The sequence below is a fragment of the Deinococcus aerius genome (genome assembly GCF_002897375.1).
GTDB lineage: Bacteria > Deinococcota > Deinococci > Deinococcales > Deinococcaceae > Deinococcus > Deinococcus aerius.
In genome coordinates, this window is the sequence record NZ_BFAG01000013.1 from 26358 (window position 1) to 41873 (window position 15516).

Here is a 15516-nt window from a genome sequence, read left to right on the forward strand (position 1 = left end):
CATGACCTCCACCCCAGCCTCCCAGGAGAAGCTCGCCCGCTACGCCGAACTGCTCGTCCGCACGGGCGTCAACCTGCCGAAGGGGGGCAAGGTCCTTGTCCGCGCCCCCGTGGACGCCGCGCCCCTGGTACGCCTGGTGGTCCGCGCCGCGTACCGGGCGGGGGCCGACGACGTGCGCGTGAACTACGGCGACCCCCACCTGGCCCTCGCCCTGTTCGAGGACGGCACAGACGCTGCCGTGGACTACCTGCCCGCCTGGCTCGCCGCCGAGCAGGAGGCGATGGTGGGGGACGGCTACGCCTTCATCTCCATCGTGGGCGAGGACCCCTCGCTGCTCGCCGGGGTGGACCAGGGCCGGGTCGCGCGGAGAAGCAAGGCCCTCGCCGCCGCCACCCGCGACGTGAGCCGCGCGATCAGCGGGATGGAGGTCAACTGGACCGTCGCCGCCATGAGCACCCCCGCCTGGGCGCGCCGCGTCTACCCCGAACTGCCCGAGGAGGAAGCGGTCGCCCGGCTGTGGGACGACATCTTCGCGGTGACCCGCGCCGATCAACCCGACCCGGTCGGGGCCTGGGCCGCACACCTGGACCGCCTGGAGCGCCTGACCACCTTTCTGACCGGGCGGCAGTACAAGGCCCTCCACTTCAGGAGCGGGCTGGGCACCGACCTCACCGTGGGGCTGGCGGAGGATCACATCTGGCAGGGCGGCGCGGAGACGGCGAAAAATGGCGTCCGCGCGGTGCCCAACCTCCCCACCGACGAGGTGTTCACCGCGCCCCACCGCGAGCGGGTGGACGGGGTGGCGGTCGCCTCCAAGCCGCTGAGCGTGCGCGGCCAGCTTGTCGAGGGCATCCGCGTGCGCTTCGAGGGCGGGCGCGCCGTCGAGGTCAGCGCCGAGAGGGGCGAGGAGACGCTGCGGCAACTGATCGAGACGGACGAGGGGGCGGCCCGGCTGGGCGAGGTCGCGCTCGTGCCCGCCTCGGCGCCCGTCGCGCAGCGGGGGACGCTCTTCCTGAATACCCTCTTCGACGAGAACGCCGCCTCGCACATCGCCCTGGGCCGCTGCTACCCCACGAACGTGCGGGGCGGCGAGGACCCCGAGGCCCTGCTCGCGGCGGGCGGCAACGACTCGCTGATCCACGTGGATTGGATGATCGGCACGCCCGATACAGATGTGGACGGCGTGCGGGCGGACGGCGCACGGGAGCCCTTGATGCGCGGGGGCGAATGGGTGGTGGAGGAGTCTTCAGACGCGGAAGTCCAGCCTTCGCCCCTAACCGCTGAATGCTGACCGCCCATTACAATGCCCCCCATGACCTCTTCTGACGCCTACCAGCCCGCAGGCTTCCAGCCGACGCCCGAACTCTCCCGCGAGCGCCAGACGCGCTTCGCCAAGGCCCCCGACCTCGGCGAGGGCATCGAGCCGGGCAAGGCTTACCGCGCCGTGCTGGAGACGAGCAAGGGCCGCATGGTGATCGACCTGTTCGCGGACGAGGCGCCCGTCACGGTGAACTCCTTCGCCTACCTGATCCGCCACCACTACTACGACGGGATCAAGTTCCACCGCGTGATCGAGGGGTTCATGGCGCAGGGCGGCGACCCTACCGGCACGGGCTCGGGCGGTCCTGGCTACAAGTTCGACGATGAAGTGGCAGGCAATCCCCACCGCCACGACGGCAAGGGCGTGCTGAGCATGGCGAACGCCGGTATCCAGATGGGGCGGGGCACGAACGGCTCGCAGTTCTTCATCACCTTCACGGCCACGCCCCACCTCGACGGGAAGCACACCGTCTTTGGCCGCGTGGTGGAGGGGCTGGATGTGCTCGACCGCCTCACCCGCATTCAGCCGGGGATGCCCGGCACGCCCGACGTGATCGAGCGGGCGTACCTGGTGGAAAAGAACGCGGGGGGCTGAAGGTCGAAGGCGAAAGGCAGGGAGCCGGAGTTCCGGCCTCCTGCCTTCAGCCTTTCTGTGGGAACCCCGTGAGAGGGTCGCGCTAGACTGAACCCCATGGACAACCGCACGAACCTCGACGACTACCTCGCGGGGCTGGGGATCAGTGGCGCCGACGAGAGCGCGCCGCTTCCCCCAGCGCCGGAGGTCGCCGCCCCGGCCTCTCCCGCGCTGGAGGCCGCGCACGAGGACCCCCGGGCGGTGCTGGAACGCTTCCTGAAGGGCCTGACGAGCCGCATCGACCCCGGCCTTACCGTCACCGTCCGCGAGGGCGAGGACGCCCTGGAGGCCGAGATCGCCGGGGAGAACGCCGCCCGGCTGGCGGGCCGCGACGGGCGCACGCTGGGCGCCATCGAGGTGATCGCGTACACGGTGCTCGCCAAGCAGGCGGGCCGCTCCGACCTGCGGGTGCGGGTGGACGTGGGCGGCTTTCGCAGGCGGCAGGCCGACACCCTCTCCCGCCTCGCCGAGCGGCTGGCCGTGCAGGTCGCCAAGAGCGGCGAGCCCCACGAACTCCAGCCCATGCCCGCCGCCGACCGCCGGGTGATCCACATCGCCCTCAAGGAACACCCCGACGTGATGACCGAATCGGTGGGCGAGGGAAGCGCGCGGCGGCTCATCATCAAGCCCCGGCACGGGTAGGGGGACGGGCGGGCACCCTCCCATGCCCCCCGAACCCGGGTTCCTCACCGTCCGCGCGTGGCTGCGCGAGGCCGCGCGCCTGCTGCGGGAGGCGGGCGTGCCCTCTCCCGAGGCGGACGCGCGGGCGCTCGTCACGCACGGGCTGGGCCTGGGCGGGGCGGCGCTGCTCACCCGGGGGGGGGAGGTCGTCCCGGAGGCCGACGCGGCGAGGCTGCTGAACTTGATTCACCGCCGGGCCGCCCGCGAACCCCTCCAGCACCTGCTGGGGGAGGTGGAGTGGGGTGGGGTGCGGCTGCGGACGGATGCCCGCGCCCTCATCCCCCGACCCGAGACGGAATGGTTGCTCCACCTGGCGCTCGAAACACTCCGGGCCGCCGTGTCCCCGCGCGTGCTCGACGTGGGCACGGGCACGGGGGCGCTCGCCCTGGGGGTAAAGGCCGCCCGCCCCGACGCCACGGTGACCGCCACCGACCTCAGCCCCGACGCCCTGGACCTGGCGCGGGAGAACGCGGCCCTCAACCGGCTGGAGGTCACGTTTCTGGGGGGCAGCCTCCTCGCGGGTCTCCCCGGCCCCTTCGACCTGATCGTGAGCAACCCGCCCTACCTGCCCGCCGCCGACCGGGAGGGAGCCGACCCGGAGGTGCGCTTCGACCCCGACCTCGCCCTGTACGCGGGGCCGGATGGACTGGACGTGGCGCGGCCTTTGGCGGCGGAGGCGAGCAGCGCCCTCGCCCCGCATGGTGTGCTGCTGCTGGAACTCGACCCGCGCAACGCCGCCCCGTTTGCCGCCGAACTGCGCGCCCGGGGCTGGCACGCCGAGGTCCTCCCCGATCTCGCCGGGCGGGCGCGGTTCGTGCGGGCTGGGCGTGCGGGGGCGCGGGCCCCAGTCTGAACGGGCTCACACCCCCGCCCTTCAGGGGATGTTAGGGTGGAGTACGGCAGCCCCGGCTGCGTCCCTTTCCTTTTTCCTTTCTCCCCCCTTCCACCCGCGTCCCGCGAGACGCCCCGTGCCCGCACGGTAAGCCCGCCCGAGAGGCGGCGATGGAGGCCCCCGCATGTTCAGCCCCGCGCACCCCACGAGCGTCTTCCCGCACCTTTCCGGGGGACGCTCGCCCTACTGGTCCAGCCCCCTGGGAGTCCCCGATGAAGCTTGAGCAACGGTACGAAGGCAAGGCCAAGAGGGTTTACGCCACCGAGAACCCCCGCGAGTACGTGGTCGAGTACAAGGACGACGCCACCGCCTTTAACGGGGTGAAACGCGCCCAGATTCGGGGCAAGGGCGAGATCAACAACGCGATCACGGCGCACCTCTTCCCGCTGCTGGAAGGGGCCGGGGTTCCCACCCACTTCATCGAGCGGCTGAGCGAGCGCGAGCAGCGGGTGCGGGCGGTGGAGATCATCCCCGTCGAGGTCATCGTGCGGAACGTGGCGGCGGGCAGCTTCAGCAAGCGGCTGGGCGTGGAGGAAGGGACGGAACTGCGCCGCCCCGTCGTCGAATACTGCTACAAGAGTGACGCGCTGGGCGACCCCCTCATCAACACGGATACCGCCGTTGCGCTGGGCTGGGCGAGCGAGGAGGACCTGACCCGCATCCGCGAACTCGCCTTGAGGGTCCGCGACTTCCTGACCCCGTACTTCGCGGCGCGGGGCATCCGCCTGATCGACTTCAAGCTGGAGTTTGGCAAGACGCAGGGCGGCAGGGTCGTCCTCGCCGACGAGATCAGCCCCGACACCTGCCGCTTCTGGGACGCCGAGACGAACGAGAAGCTCGACAAGGACCGCTTCCGCCGCGACCTGGGCGGGGTGGAGGACGCTTACGCCGAGATGCTGCGGCGCGTGACGCAACCTACTTGATGGGAGACGTTCCCGAGGAGATACGGGCAGAGGTGAAAGCCCTCATCTCTCTTTTAGTGCGTGGAGACATAGCGAGCATGCACCGTCACGGACTGTTTGGAAAATCAGATCTGGAGGTAATTCGAGAAGTACTTGAGTCTTACCCCGGTGAGATGACCATGCCTCCAGACTCCGCGTTTTTGGACTTCGACATGTATGGAGACGTGAAAACCGGAACCTTTATGGCGGACTTTCCACTGTGGTTCGACGGAGCCGAGAGTGACTTCTATGCCCTGATCGCACAGGAAGAGAAATCAATGAAACGGCGCTTGTATGTCTACGACCTCAGAGTTCCCTAACAGCCCACAAGGAGCTTTCTCAATGCCCACCTTTACCGCCAAAGTCTTCGTCACCCTCAAACCCTCCATCCTCGATCCGCAGGGCCGCACCGTCGAGCGGGCGCTCTCGCACCTCGACCACGCCAACGTGTCGGGCGTGCGCGTCGGCAAGTACATCGAACTCACGCTGAGTGGCGAGCGCGCCGAGGTCGAAACGCAACTGCAAGGCATCGTCGAGAACGTGCTGAGCAACCCCATTATGGAGAATGCGCGCTGGGAGCTGGAAGAGGTGCGCGAGGTGGCGGGCGCGTGAAGACGGCGATCATTCAGTTTCCCGGCTCCAACTGCGACGCCGACGCCCTGCACGCCGCCCGGCTAACCCTGGACCCGGACGCCCAGTTCGTGTGGCACACCGAGGCGGGATTACCGGAAGGCACCGAACTGGTCTTCCTGCCCGGCGGGTTTTCCTACGGAGACCACCTCCGTTCCGGCGCGATTGCCGCCCGCAGCCCGATCATGGCCGCCGTCAAGGAACACGCCGAGCGGGGCGGTTTTGTGCTGGGCGTGTGCAACGGCTTTCAGGTGCTGACGGAGGCGGGGCTGCTCCCCGGAGCCCTCTCGCGCAACCGCGACCTGCACTTCCACTGCGCGCCCGTTCACCTGCGGGTGGAGAACGCGCACACGGCCTTTACCGGGGCCTACGCACCGGGCCAGATCCTCGAGATCCCCATCGCGCACGGTGAGGGCAACTATTACGCCGACCCGGGGACGATTGCCCGCCTGGAGGCCGAGGGCCGGGTGGTGTTCCGCTACGTGGACAACCCCAACGGCTCGCTGAACGACATCGCCGGCATCGTCAACGAACAGGGGAACGTGCTGGGGATGATGCCTCACCCCGAGCGGGCCGTCGAACGGCTGCTGGGGAGCGAGGACGGGCGGGGCATTTTCGAGTCGTTGAAAATAGTACCAACTTCCCGAAGTTTGATAAGATAATAGTATGACGCTGCGCCTGAACCTCGGACGTTACCTGCAAGAACATGACATCTCCGCGTACCGGCTGGTGCAGGAGGTGAAGGGCCGCGTGGCGCCGGGCACGGTCTACAGCCTGGCCCGCAAGCCCGCGCAGCGTATCGATCTGGATACGGTCGCCAAGATTTTGCAGGCGCTGGAGCGGGTCAGGGGGCAGAAGGTGGAGATTACGGAGATGCTGGAGGACACGCCCGATGCCATGCTGACCACGCCGCCCGTCTACGACGCCAGCAACCGCAAGGTGTTCAAGTACAACGGCTACCGTGCCACAGTCGCCCCCGGCCCCTCGGCGCAGGAGATTCTGGACGACCTGCGGGGGCACACGGAATGACGACGCTGTACCTGGATTCCAACGCCTTCGTCAAGCTGTTTACCGACGAAAATCCCGAAGAGGCCGCGCAGGTCGAAGTCGCCCTTGGGAGAACCAGCGACCTCGCCAGCAGCGCCATCACCCACGCGGAGGTCTGCGGCGTGTTCGCTCGTCAGCTTCAGCAGGGGCGCATGAGCGAGGAAGCGTACTGGGAGACCCGGCAAGCCTTTGAACAGAACTGGGAGCAGGTCAACATCGTCGAAGTCTCCGCCCCAGTCTCCAAGATCGCTGCCGACGTGTTGAAAGCCCACAAGGGCCTGCAGGCGATGGACGCCCTCCACCTCGCCTCTGCCCTCGCCCTTCGCCAGAGCACGGAAATCAAGTTCCTGACCTTTGACGTGAGGCTGCAAGACGCCGCCGGGAAATTGATGCCGGAGGCGACATACCCGTGACCTATGTTAGGGCAGCGCTTGTCATAGTCGGTGTCATCGCCGCCCTCTGGGTGACTTTCTTTCATCCACCCCTTGTCCTGACAGCAGGGCCAGGAGACTATGCCGACGCAAGAGCGCATTGTGGGCAGAGTGCTCAACAAATTGTCGGACAGCAGACCGGTGAATTTGACGACCTCTTCCCAGAAAGCGCAGCCAGACAAAAGGCGCCTTATAGCCAGGAGTTTCATCGCTGCATGTCCAATGCCAGCGTCCGCACTTCTCAGCTTCTGATTCAACTTGCTGTCATCGCCGTAAGTACAGCCGCCCTGCTTTGGGCGACGAGGTTCCTGAAATGACTCAGTCCCCCCCATCCCCCTCCCTCCGCGACCGTGCCGGAACGTTCGGCCTCACCGCCGAGGAATACGACCTCCTCGTGCAGGGCATCGGGCGCGAGCCGAACGCGCTGGAAGCCGCCATCGTCGGCGCGATGTGGTCCGAACACTGCGGGTACAAGAACTCGCGGCCCCTCTTCCGCGCCTTTCCCACGACCGGGCCGCAGGTCCTCCAGGGACCCGGCGAGAACGCGGGCGTGGTGGACATCGGGGAGGGGTGGGGCGTGGCGTTCAAGATGGAGAGCCACAACCACCCGTCCGCCGTGGAACCCGTGCAGGGCGCCGCGACGGGTGTGGGCGGCATCCTGCGCGACATCTTTGCGATGGGCGCGCGGCCCTTCGCGGTGCTCGACTCCCTGCGCTTCGGCAACCCCGACAGCCCCCGCACCCGCTTCCTGCTGAACGGCGTGGTGGAGGGCATCTCCCACTACGGGAACGCCATCGGCGTGCCGACGGTCGGCGGCGAGGTCACCTTCCACCCCTCCTACCAGGAGAACCCCCTCGTGAACGTCATGGCCCTGGGCCTCCTCCGGCACGAGGACCTGGCGAAGGGGACGATGGGCGAGGTCGGCAACAGGGTCGTGTACGTCGGCTCCAAGACGGGGCGCGACGGGCTGGGGGGCGCGGTGTTCGCGTCGGCGGACCTCAGCGACGCCTCGCAGGCCGACCGCCCCGCCGTGCAGGTGGGCGACCCCTTCATGGAGAAGCTGCTGCTGGAGGCCACGCTGGAGGCGATCCAGGCGGGCCTGGTGGCGGGCGTGCAGGACATGGGCGCGGCGGGGCTGGTGTCCTCGACCTGCGAGATGGCGTACCGCGCGGGTCTCGGCATCACCATGGACCTCGACCTCGTGCCCACCCGCGAGAGCGGCATGGTGCCGATGGAGCTGTGCCTCAGCGAGTCGCAGGAGCGCATGATCCTGGTTCCGGTCCCGGGGCGCGAACAGGAACTGCTGGACCTCCTCGCCAAGTGGGAACTCGACGTGGTGACCATCGGCGAGGTGGAGGCGCACGGCCGCTACCGCCTGACCTGGCGGGGCGAGGTCGTCTGCGATCTGCCCGTCGCCCTATTGAACGAGGCGCCCAAATACACCCGCGAGGGCGTGGAGTCGGAGGAAATCCGGGCCAAACGCGAACGGGACCTGAGCGGCGTGCCCGTGCCCGGTGACCTGGGCGCCGTGCTGGTGGACCTGCTCTCGCACCCCACGATTGCCTCCAAGCGCCCGATTTTCGAGCGGTACGACTATCAGGTCATGACGAACACCGTGGTCGTGCCCGGGGCCGCCGACGCCGCCGTGCTGCGGGTGAAGGGCAGCCGCATGGGTGTGGCCGCAACGAGCGACTGCAACCCGCGCTTCGTGTACCTCGACCCCTACACTGGGGCCGCCGCCGCCGTCGCGGAAGCCGCCCGCAACCTCGCCTGCGTGGGGGCGACGCCGCTGGCGATCACGGACAACCTCAACTTCGGGAACCCGCACGAGCCGGGCGTGTACTACCAGCTCCGGCAGTCGGTGCAGGGCATCGCGGACGCCTGCCGGGCGCTGAACACGCCGGTCACGGGCGGCAACGTGAGCCTCTACAACCAGTACACCGAGGGGGATCACAAGGTCGCCATCCACCCCACCCCCACCATCGGCATGGTCGGCGTGCTGCCCGACGTGAACCAGCGGGCCACGCTGGGGTTGAAGGCCGGGCCGCACACCCTCTACCTGCTGGGGCGCCACGCGACGACCATCGGCGCCTCGCAGTACCTCGAAACGGTACACGGGCTGGAGGCGGGCCGGGTGCCGGAACTGGACCTGGAGGTGGAGGGGAAGGTCATCGAGGGGACGCTCGCCCTCATCCGCGCCGGGTTGACCGACACGGCTCACGACTGCTCGGAGGGTGGCCTTGCCGTCGCCCTGGCCGAGATGGCGATCACGGGGGGGCAGGGGCTGAGGGTCACGCTCGACGCGCCGGAAGGGGGGCGCCCGGACGCGCTGCTGTTCGGGGAGGCGCACAGCCGGGTGATCGTCGCCGTTCCCGTGGGCCACGAGCAGGCGGCGCAGGAACTGCTGGACGGGCTGGGGGTCCCCTATACCGCGTTGGGGGAAAGTCTGCCCGGCAGTGACCGCATCGCTATTTCCGTGACCGGGGCGAACGTACAGTTGAGCGTGACTCTTGACGCGCTGAGAACGGCATACGAGACGCCGCTGCGGGAGATATTGGGATGAGCTTGGGCGGTGGAGCTGAGTACGCGCCCCCTCACCCCCGGCCCCTCTCCCACGGAGGGAGAGGGGAGCAGGGGGGGCTAGGGCAGGTGGGTTCGGATGCTCTGGATGACGCCCTCCAGGTTGGAGCGAACCTCGCTGTTCCAAAATCGCAGGACTTTGAAGCCACCTGCTTCAAGAAACTCCGTGCGGACAGCGTCATAGGCGCGGGCAGCTTCCTCGGCATGCTGGGAGCCGTCCAGTTCGATCACCAGATGGGCCTCGTAACAGACGAAATCCACGACGTAATGCCCGATGGGCTGCTGGCGCCTGAACTTGAGAGTCAGGAACCTGTTCCGCAGGGCATGCCAGAGCATCTGCTCCTCGGGCGTCTGATTGCGCCGCAAAATCCGCGCCTTCTGCGTCCCCTGCCCCACACTCCGTGTCGCCACACGACAATCTACCCGCCTGCTCCCCTCTCCCCCCGTGGGAGAGGGGCCGGGGGTGAGGGGGCGTCCGACCCGCGCCACCGCCCCAAAGGACTCCCCCATGCTCTTTGACCCCGCCACCGACAAGCCCCAGGACGAGTGCGGTGTCTTCGGCCTGTACTCGCCCACGCCGAACGACCTCGCCTGGCTGACCTACCTGGGCCTCTTCGCCCTGCAACACCGCGGGCAGGAGGCGGCGGGCATGTGCGTCTCCGACGGCGAACGCTTCCACGTGGACAAGGACCTGGGCCTGGTGACGCAGGTGTTCGACGAGCGGCGGCTGGACGGCCTGCGCCTCCCCAACGCCCGCGTGAGCATCGGCCACGTCCGGTACTCCACCACGGGCTCCAACCTGCGCTTCAACGCCCAGCCCCTCACCACCCGCACGAACAAGGGCATCCTGGGCCTGGCGCACAACGGCAACTTCGTGAACGCCCGCGAGGTCCGGGGCGCCATGCTGATGGAGGGCGCCCTCTTCCAGACCACGAACGACTCCGAGGTGATGCTCAACCTGATCGCCCGAGAGTCGCACATGGACCTGATCGAGGCGACGGCGAGCGCGATGAAGAAGCTCAAGGGTGGGTACGCCTGCGTGCTGATGAGCCGCACGGCCCTGATCGGCTTCCGCGACCCGCACGGCGTCCGGCCCCTGGTGGTCGGCCAGCGCGACGACGGGGCATGGGTTCTCGCCTCCGAGCCCTGCGCCCTGTACGCGGTCGGTGCCCGGCTGATCCGCGACGTGCAACCCGGCGAACTCGTGTGGTTCGACAGAGGCGGCCTGCACTCGCTGATGGTGGAACCGAAGCGGCCCACCCCCTGTTCGTTCGAGTGGATCTACTTCGCCCGCAGCGACGGCGAACTCGACGGCGTGGACATCCACGAGAGCCGCCTGCGCATGGGCGCGCAGCTCGCCCGCGAGAGGCCGGTGGACGCGGATATCGTGGTGCCCGTCCCCGACTCCGGCATCGGCGCGGCCATCGGTTACGCCCGCGAGAGCGGCATTCCCTTTGACTACGGCCTGTACAAGAACCCCTACGCGGGCCGCACCTTCATCGCCCCCACCCAGGAGGCGCGCGAGCTGAAGGTCAAGATGAAGCTCTCGCCCACGAGCGCGGTGCGGGGCCGCCGCGTGATTCTGGTGGACGACTCCATCGTGCGCGGCACCACCAGCCGCCAGATCGTGAACCTGCTGCGCGAGGCGGGGGCGCTGGAGGTCCACTTCCGCGTCTCCAGCCCGCCCATCACGCACCCGTGCTTCTACGGCATCGACACCGCCGCCCGCAAGGAACTCGTCGCCAGCACCCACAGCATTGAGGAAATCCGGCAACTGATCGGCGCCGACACCCTCGCCTTCATCAGCGAGCCGGGGCTGAGGCAGGCCATCGGCGGCTCGGGGCTGTGCGGCGCGTGTTTCACCGGGGACTATCCGGCGGGCACGCCCCTGCTGAACGACGTGGACAAGCTGGCGCTGGAAGTGTAAAACTACGAACCGAACAACATACGAAGGTATACACTGGGTCCCAGCCGATGGAATTCAACTGGGACTTCGCTAATCTGGAACACATCGCCCGGCACAAGGTCGAACCGGAGGAAGCGGAAGAGGCCGCAACCGACCCGGACGCCGTTTCGCAGCCCGCACATCGGGGACCGGGAGGCCAAGCCCGCTTCGCTTTCATAGGGGCTACAGAAGCAGGCCGCCTTCTTGTCGTTGTTCTTGAGCCCAGGGGTGAGAAAGCCCGCGTCGTCACCGCCCGTCCTGCCAGTACGGAGGAGCGCCGACGGTACGAACTTCAGGAGTGAGCGTATGACCATCGATTACGACAACCTGCCCGTCATCAACAGCCGCGAAGAAATCCCCGAGAACATGACGACCGAGGAGGCCGCCGAGTTCTGGGACACCCACGCTCTCGGCCCCGGCCTCTTCGAGGAAGGCAAGCATGACCCGGAACTGCAAGCCTTCGCCGCACGCCTGCGCCGTGACAAGCCCCGGCAACCGCGCCAGCCCAAAGCCACACACATCACCACCCTGCGCCTGGACGAGGACATGGAAAAGCGGCTCAAGCACGTCGCCGCATTGAAAAAGGTGCCGTACCAGACGCTGCTCAAGCAGTTCGTGGCCGAGCGGCTGTACGAGGAGGAGAAGCGGTTGGGGGTGATTTAGGATTTGCGTCTAGCTTTTACTAACCCTTTGCATAATCACTTCCTATAGCGGGGCTGGGCATTATCAGCCGCGTACATACCACTGGGAGTCATAACTATTGCACACTCCTCAGTAACATAACCGGCAAACCTCTTGTCTTTAGTTAAGGCCACAATCCTACCATCTATAAGTCGTTTTAAGGCTTCTATGGGAGATGGGTATCCTTTATTCTTGCAAAATTCTATTAGATCTGAGTCTTTAAGGTCGATCCTTCCCTGACTACCTAAACCTAGTAGCAATGTAGACTCTACCTCGTTAATCTCCACGGGCTCCCAATCATATTCTACTACTTCCGATTCGTCAATTATATTGTAATATCTTATCTCCCACGCGGTCTCGCCTTTTTTTCTTTTGGGCTTGGCTTTTAGAAACATGTTCAACCGTTCGATCTTTAAATCTTCTCCCCACGGCATGTAGACGTCAAATTCATTTGATATCTTCGTCCAAAGAACTTCAAGAAGAATTACGAGTGGGTTAAATGTTGTTGAGGCGAGAAAGTCCCAGTATCCATCAGTACTAATTGGGGTATATGGGTTACCGTTACACTTGACTATTGAGACGTTGTTAGATATGATAAGATTAGGATAAGAAGTTATGCCATAACCCTTCTTTTGCCGTGCCTGGTAAGAACTTAGAAATCTATACAAGGCGTCACGCATACCCTTTTCCGTTTTATAACCATTGTAGGACAGTATTATCTTCAAAGGCTGCATTCGCTCATAAACTAATGCATTATATATTAGCAGTTCGCCATCAGACATTGAATCTCTGTTCGAAAATCCACTCGATATTTCTCCAAATATAGTTGCATAGTCTCTCTCAACTTTATCAACACCAATTGGCTTGTTAGAGGCACTTCCTTGCCTGATTTCTTGATAAAACATATCCCAGACCACCGCTAAGTGAGAAAAGGCATCTGTGAGGTCGCTAAACGACATGTCTTTCTTTATTTCGAAGACAGCAAGCACATTACCTATATCATATATGTATAAATCTGTGTTGGGTAACTTTTGTCCCTCACCGGTAGCCACCATAACGTCTATTTGTCCAGATAGAGTACCCAAGCTATTACGAATAAAGCCAGAGACGACACGAATGTCCAGTTCTTTTGGGATAGAAGAGCTAAGAAAGTTTTGTGAAAGTCCCTCGTACATAGCTCCTATTGTAGGAGCGTGTTTTATTTTAATTTTTTCCATTTCAATGAGCTCTTTTTTGATCAATTGCTCGACGAGCTCTGCCACGGTACGTATCATATCCACCTCTATTGGAAAAGAACGACGGAAGTTAGAGTATGGAACATGATACGCCACTTGATATCTCTAGTACCTTCGTTCAAGGGCTGTATAGCAACCATCTGTCGCCAGAGTTCCCCCTCCCCCGACCTCCGCTACGCCCTCGCCCGCGTCCACCCTCCCCCTGACGCCCGCCTCTCCTGCATCTGGGCCGCCGACGCCTACTCCCGGCCCGACGGGTGGGAGGACGTGCCGCCCGGCGTGCGGGCGTGGTGGCTATCCCTGACCGGGGAGTTGCTGCGCGGCCTGGGCTGGGGCCGCGTGGTGCTGGTGCAGGACGCGGGGTATCGGTGGTTCCGAATGCGGTACAGCGTGCAGGAGGCGACGCCCGAGCGGGTGCGGGCGGCGGTGGAGGGGGATCACGGGGCGCCGTCGTCCTCCGGGTCGTTCACGCTGGCGTGGGGGGCGAGCGTGGAGCGCGGGCGGGTGGCCTGCCGGGGCGCGGCGTTCAGCGTGGGGGATCAGCTCGGGGTGTGCCTGTACGCGGTGCCGGATGATCTGGAGCGGCTGGGGGCTTGGGCGGATCAGGGGCGGTGGCTGTGAGCCTTCCGGCTTCGTTGCCCCACGCAGACAAGGGTATGACACGGTTATACTCCAGCCGTGAAGACCGCCATCTCTCTGGACGATCAGACTTTCGCGGAGGCGGAGGCTCTGGCACAGAAATTACGGCTCACCCGCAGTGAACTGTACCGGGCAGCCCTGCGCGAGTTCCTGGCCCGTCACAGGGGCGAGGACGTGACGGCGGCACTCGACCGCGTGTATGGCGCGGGCGCCGAGCAGGACGACGACCTGCGGCGGGAGGCGGCGCGCCGAACGTTCGAGGCGAACGAGTGGTGATCTCGCGCGGCGAAATCTGGTGGGCCGACCTGGGCGAACCTGTGGGCAGCCGTCCGGCCTTCATTCGCCCGGTGCTGGTGGTTCAGGCGGACAGCTTTAACCGAAGTCGCATCGCCACTGGCATCGGAGCCGTGTTGACCAGCAACCTCGCGCTGGGGGCTGCGCCGGGGAATGTCCTTCTGGAAGCTCACCGTACACGCCTCCCCAAGGACAGTGTGGTGAACGTGTCCGCCCTCGTCACCCTCAATAAGGTCGAGTTGACAGAACGGGTGTCGGAACTGAGCGTGACTGCCATGCAGGAGGTGGACGCTGGGCTGCGGCTGGTGCTGAGCCTGTAGCTCGTGTTGGAAGCCGTTCCCTCCCCCTCCTCTATCCTCTCCCCATGCCTCCTTCCCGTTCCCAGATTCGGCCCGGCCTGACCGTGGACATCGTGCAGAAGCAGGACCAGGCGACCGGCAGGCTCACGCGCGGCGTGGTGGCAGGGCTGCTGACCAAATCGCCCACCCACCCGCACGGCATCAAGGTGCGGCTGACGACCGGACAGGTGGGCCGGGTGCAGGCGGTCGTGGGCGAGGCCGAGGCGGGCTGAGTGCGCCTCATTAACCGGGGCGAATGGCCGCACTCCCAGGTTCGACGAGCGCTTTCGGTTAAGGCCGAGATGGGGACAACTGACTGCCCGATTGAGCCCATTATGCTTGTGAAGGGAGTCACGAATATGACAGGCCACGCCCCCATCACTCAGAACCTCCAGCTCCGCACGCTCGGCGACGCGGTGGTCACGCGGGGAGGTCAGCCCCTGGAGTGGCCCGCCCGCAGCGCCGAGGACCTGCTGTGGTACTTGCACGCCCACCCGGGGGGCGCGTACCGGGCAGACCTGCTGATGGACCTGTGGGGCCTGGAGGACACCCCCGCCGCCGCCAACCGCTTCCGGGTGGCGCTGCACCGCCTGCGGGCGACGCTGGGCAGCGTGGACGCCGTGGCCGAGGTGCGGGGGCGGTACGCGCTGCACCCCGACCTGCTGACGGCGAGCGACACGGCGGCACTCCAGGAGGGCTTGCAGGCGGCCCGGCTGGCCCGGACCGACGCCGAGCGGGAGGAGGCGCTGCGCCGGGCGCTGGCGTGCGTGGAGGGCGAGTACCTGCCGCAGGTGCGGGCCGACTGGGTCGAGGAGGCGCGGGCGTACTGGCGCTCGGCGCGGGTGCGGGCCCACGTGTCGCTCGCCCTGCTGCACTGCGCCCGGCGCGAGTGCCCGCTGGCCGCGCAGGCGCTGGGGCGAGCGGTGCAGGCCGACCCCCTGATCGGCGAGGACCACCACCAGCGCCTGATGACCTGCCTGGCCCAGACGCGCGGGAGATACGAGGCGGTCGAACACTACCGCCGCTACCGCCGTTACCTGCGTCAGGAGGTGGGCGACACGCCCATGCCCGACACGGTGGAACTCGCCGAACGTCTCAAGGCGGGCGAGCTGATCTGCCTGGAGGCCGAGCGGGAACTGGGGCGGGCGGGGCACCGGGAGGATGAGCCAGCGACCTGCTGAGGTTGGGAATGTAAGGGCCTGGGGGTGAACGGGGTCGGAAGGCCCGT

At 66.0% G+C, this 15516-nt stretch carries 22 protein-coding genes; 20 read left to right on the forward strand and 2 right to left on the reverse strand.

All coding sequences use genetic code 11. From position 1 onward, the window contains the following. The first annotated feature begins 1 nt into the window (after window position 1). From DAERI_RS16485 to purL, 12 genes are all read left to right on the forward strand, one after another. A complete protein-coding gene (locus DAERI_RS16485; RefSeq protein WP_103130536.1) occupies window positions 2-1291 on the forward strand; it encodes an aminopeptidase in 1290 nt (429 codons plus the stop codon). A gap of 21 nt (window positions 1292-1312) precedes the next feature. Next, window positions 1313-1915, forward strand: a complete 603-nt coding sequence (locus DAERI_RS16490) for a peptidylprolyl isomerase (protein ID WP_103130537.1) — start codon at window positions 1313-1315, stop codon at window positions 1913-1915. A 96-nt stretch (window positions 1916-2011) separates the two neighbouring features. Then, window positions 2012-2596, forward strand: a complete 585-nt coding sequence (locus DAERI_RS16495; protein ID WP_103130538.1) for a Jag family protein — start codon at window positions 2012-2014, stop codon at window positions 2594-2596. A gap of 22 nt (window positions 2597-2618) precedes the next feature. Continuing rightward, complete coding sequence (gene prmC, locus DAERI_RS16500) at window positions 2619-3488, forward strand: peptide chain release factor N(5)-glutamine methyltransferase (RefSeq protein WP_103130539.1); 870 nt, start codon at window positions 2619-2621, stop codon at window positions 3486-3488. Between the two features lie 251 nt (window positions 3489-3739). Then, window positions 3740-4450 (forward strand): phosphoribosylaminoimidazolesuccinocarboxamide synthase, encoded by a 711-nt coding sequence (gene purC, locus DAERI_RS16505; protein WP_103130540.1) that lies wholly within the window; start codon window positions 3740-3742, stop codon window positions 4448-4450. Then, window positions 4450-4788, forward strand: coding sequence for a DUF7668 domain-containing protein (locus DAERI_RS22090; RefSeq protein ID WP_133162053.1), 339 nt, complete (start codon window positions 4450-4452; stop codon window positions 4786-4788). Before purC ends, DAERI_RS22090 begins: the two co-directional genes overlap by 1 nt. A 22-nt stretch (window positions 4789-4810) precedes the next feature. Further along, window positions 4811-5080 (forward strand): phosphoribosylformylglycinamidine synthase subunit PurS, encoded by a 270-nt coding sequence (gene purS, locus DAERI_RS16515; RefSeq protein WP_103130542.1) that lies wholly within the window; start codon window positions 4811-4813, stop codon window positions 5078-5080. Then, a complete protein-coding gene (gene purQ / locus DAERI_RS16520) occupies window positions 5077-5760 on the forward strand; it encodes a phosphoribosylformylglycinamidine synthase subunit PurQ (RefSeq protein WP_103130543.1) in 684 nt (227 codons plus the stop codon). The genes purS and purQ overlap by 4 nt, the downstream gene beginning before the upstream one ends. A 4-nt stretch (window positions 5761-5764) precedes the next feature. Beyond that, entirely contained in the window at window positions 5765-6127 is a 363-nt protein-coding gene (locus DAERI_RS16525) for a helix-turn-helix domain-containing protein (RefSeq protein WP_103130544.1), read from the forward strand. Next, the gene (locus DAERI_RS16530; protein WP_103130545.1) at window positions 6124-6558 is read left to right on the forward strand and encodes a type II toxin-antitoxin system VapC family toxin; all 435 of its coding nucleotides are present in this window, start codon (window positions 6124-6126) and stop codon (window positions 6556-6558) included. Before DAERI_RS16525 ends, DAERI_RS16530 begins: the two co-directional genes overlap by 4 nt. Next, on the forward strand, window positions 6555-6893 hold the full coding sequence (locus tag DAERI_RS22095) for a hypothetical protein (RefSeq protein WP_133162054.1): 339 nt from the start codon (window positions 6555-6557) through the stop codon (window positions 6891-6893). The genes DAERI_RS16530 and DAERI_RS22095 overlap by 4 nt, the downstream gene beginning before the upstream one ends. After that, a complete protein-coding gene (gene purL, locus DAERI_RS16535; protein WP_103130546.1) occupies window positions 6890-9139 on the forward strand; it encodes a phosphoribosylformylglycinamidine synthase subunit PurL in 2250 nt (749 codons plus the stop codon). Before DAERI_RS22095 ends, purL begins: the two co-directional genes overlap by 4 nt. Before the next feature lie 77 nt (window positions 9140-9216). Here the strand turns inward: purL and DAERI_RS16540 are convergent, their stop codons facing one another. Further along, entirely contained in the window at window positions 9217-9567 is a 351-nt protein-coding gene (locus DAERI_RS16540) for an endonuclease domain-containing protein (protein ID WP_235610438.1), read from the reverse strand. A gap of 97 nt (window positions 9568-9664) precedes the next feature. Between DAERI_RS16540 and purF the strand changes: the two genes are divergently transcribed. From purF to DAERI_RS16555, 3 genes are read left to right on the forward strand one after another with little or no spacing between them, the layout of a single operon-like run. Next, the gene (gene purF, locus DAERI_RS16545) at window positions 9665-11083 is read left to right on the forward strand and encodes an amidophosphoribosyltransferase (protein ID WP_103130548.1); all 1419 of its coding nucleotides are present in this window, start codon (window positions 9665-9667) and stop codon (window positions 11081-11083) included. A 47-nt stretch (window positions 11084-11130) separates the two neighbouring features. Further along, entirely contained in the window at window positions 11131-11403 is a 273-nt protein-coding gene (locus DAERI_RS16550) for a BrnT family toxin (protein ID WP_103130549.1), read from the forward strand. 4 nt (window positions 11404-11407) lie between these two features. Continuing rightward, window positions 11408-11764 carry a hypothetical protein gene (locus DAERI_RS16555; RefSeq protein ID WP_103130550.1) on the forward strand — a complete coding sequence of 119 codons (357 nt, stop codon included), beginning with the start codon at window positions 11408-11410 and terminating at the stop codon, window positions 11762-11764. A 35-nt stretch (window positions 11765-11799) separates the two neighbouring features. Here the strand turns inward: DAERI_RS16555 and DAERI_RS22100 are convergent, their stop codons facing one another. Next, the gene (locus DAERI_RS22100; RefSeq protein ID WP_133162055.1) at window positions 11800-13044 is read right to left on the reverse strand and encodes a DUF6602 domain-containing protein; all 1245 of its coding nucleotides are present in this window, start codon (window positions 13042-13044) and stop codon (window positions 11800-11802) included. Between the two features lie 57 nt (window positions 13045-13101). Here DAERI_RS22100 and DAERI_RS16560 point away from each other — a divergent pair, with 57 nt between their 5' ends. From DAERI_RS16560 to DAERI_RS16580, 5 genes are all read left to right on the forward strand, one after another. After that, window positions 13102-13638 (forward strand): hypothetical protein, encoded by a 537-nt coding sequence (locus DAERI_RS16560; RefSeq protein ID WP_103130551.1) that lies wholly within the window; start codon window positions 13102-13104, stop codon window positions 13636-13638. 57 nt (window positions 13639-13695) lie between these two features. Then, window positions 13696-13932, forward strand: a complete 237-nt coding sequence (locus DAERI_RS16565) for a type II toxin-antitoxin system VapB family antitoxin (protein ID WP_103130552.1) — start codon at window positions 13696-13698, stop codon at window positions 13930-13932. Next, on the forward strand, window positions 13926-14270 hold the full coding sequence (locus DAERI_RS16570; protein ID WP_103130553.1) for a type II toxin-antitoxin system PemK/MazF family toxin: 345 nt from the start codon (window positions 13926-13928) through the stop codon (window positions 14268-14270). The genes DAERI_RS16565 and DAERI_RS16570 overlap by 7 nt, the downstream gene beginning before the upstream one ends. A gap of 44 nt (window positions 14271-14314) precedes the next feature. Further along, window positions 14315-14521 carry a YwbE family protein gene (locus tag DAERI_RS16575; protein ID WP_103130554.1) on the forward strand — a complete coding sequence of 69 codons (207 nt, stop codon included), beginning with the start codon at window positions 14315-14317 and terminating at the stop codon, window positions 14519-14521. 126 nt (window positions 14522-14647) lie between these two features. Then, window positions 14648-15469 carry an AfsR/SARP family transcriptional regulator gene (locus DAERI_RS16580; protein ID WP_103130658.1) on the forward strand — a complete coding sequence of 274 codons (822 nt, stop codon included), beginning with the start codon at window positions 14648-14650 and terminating at the stop codon, window positions 15467-15469. Window positions 15470-15516 lie beyond the last annotated feature (47 nt).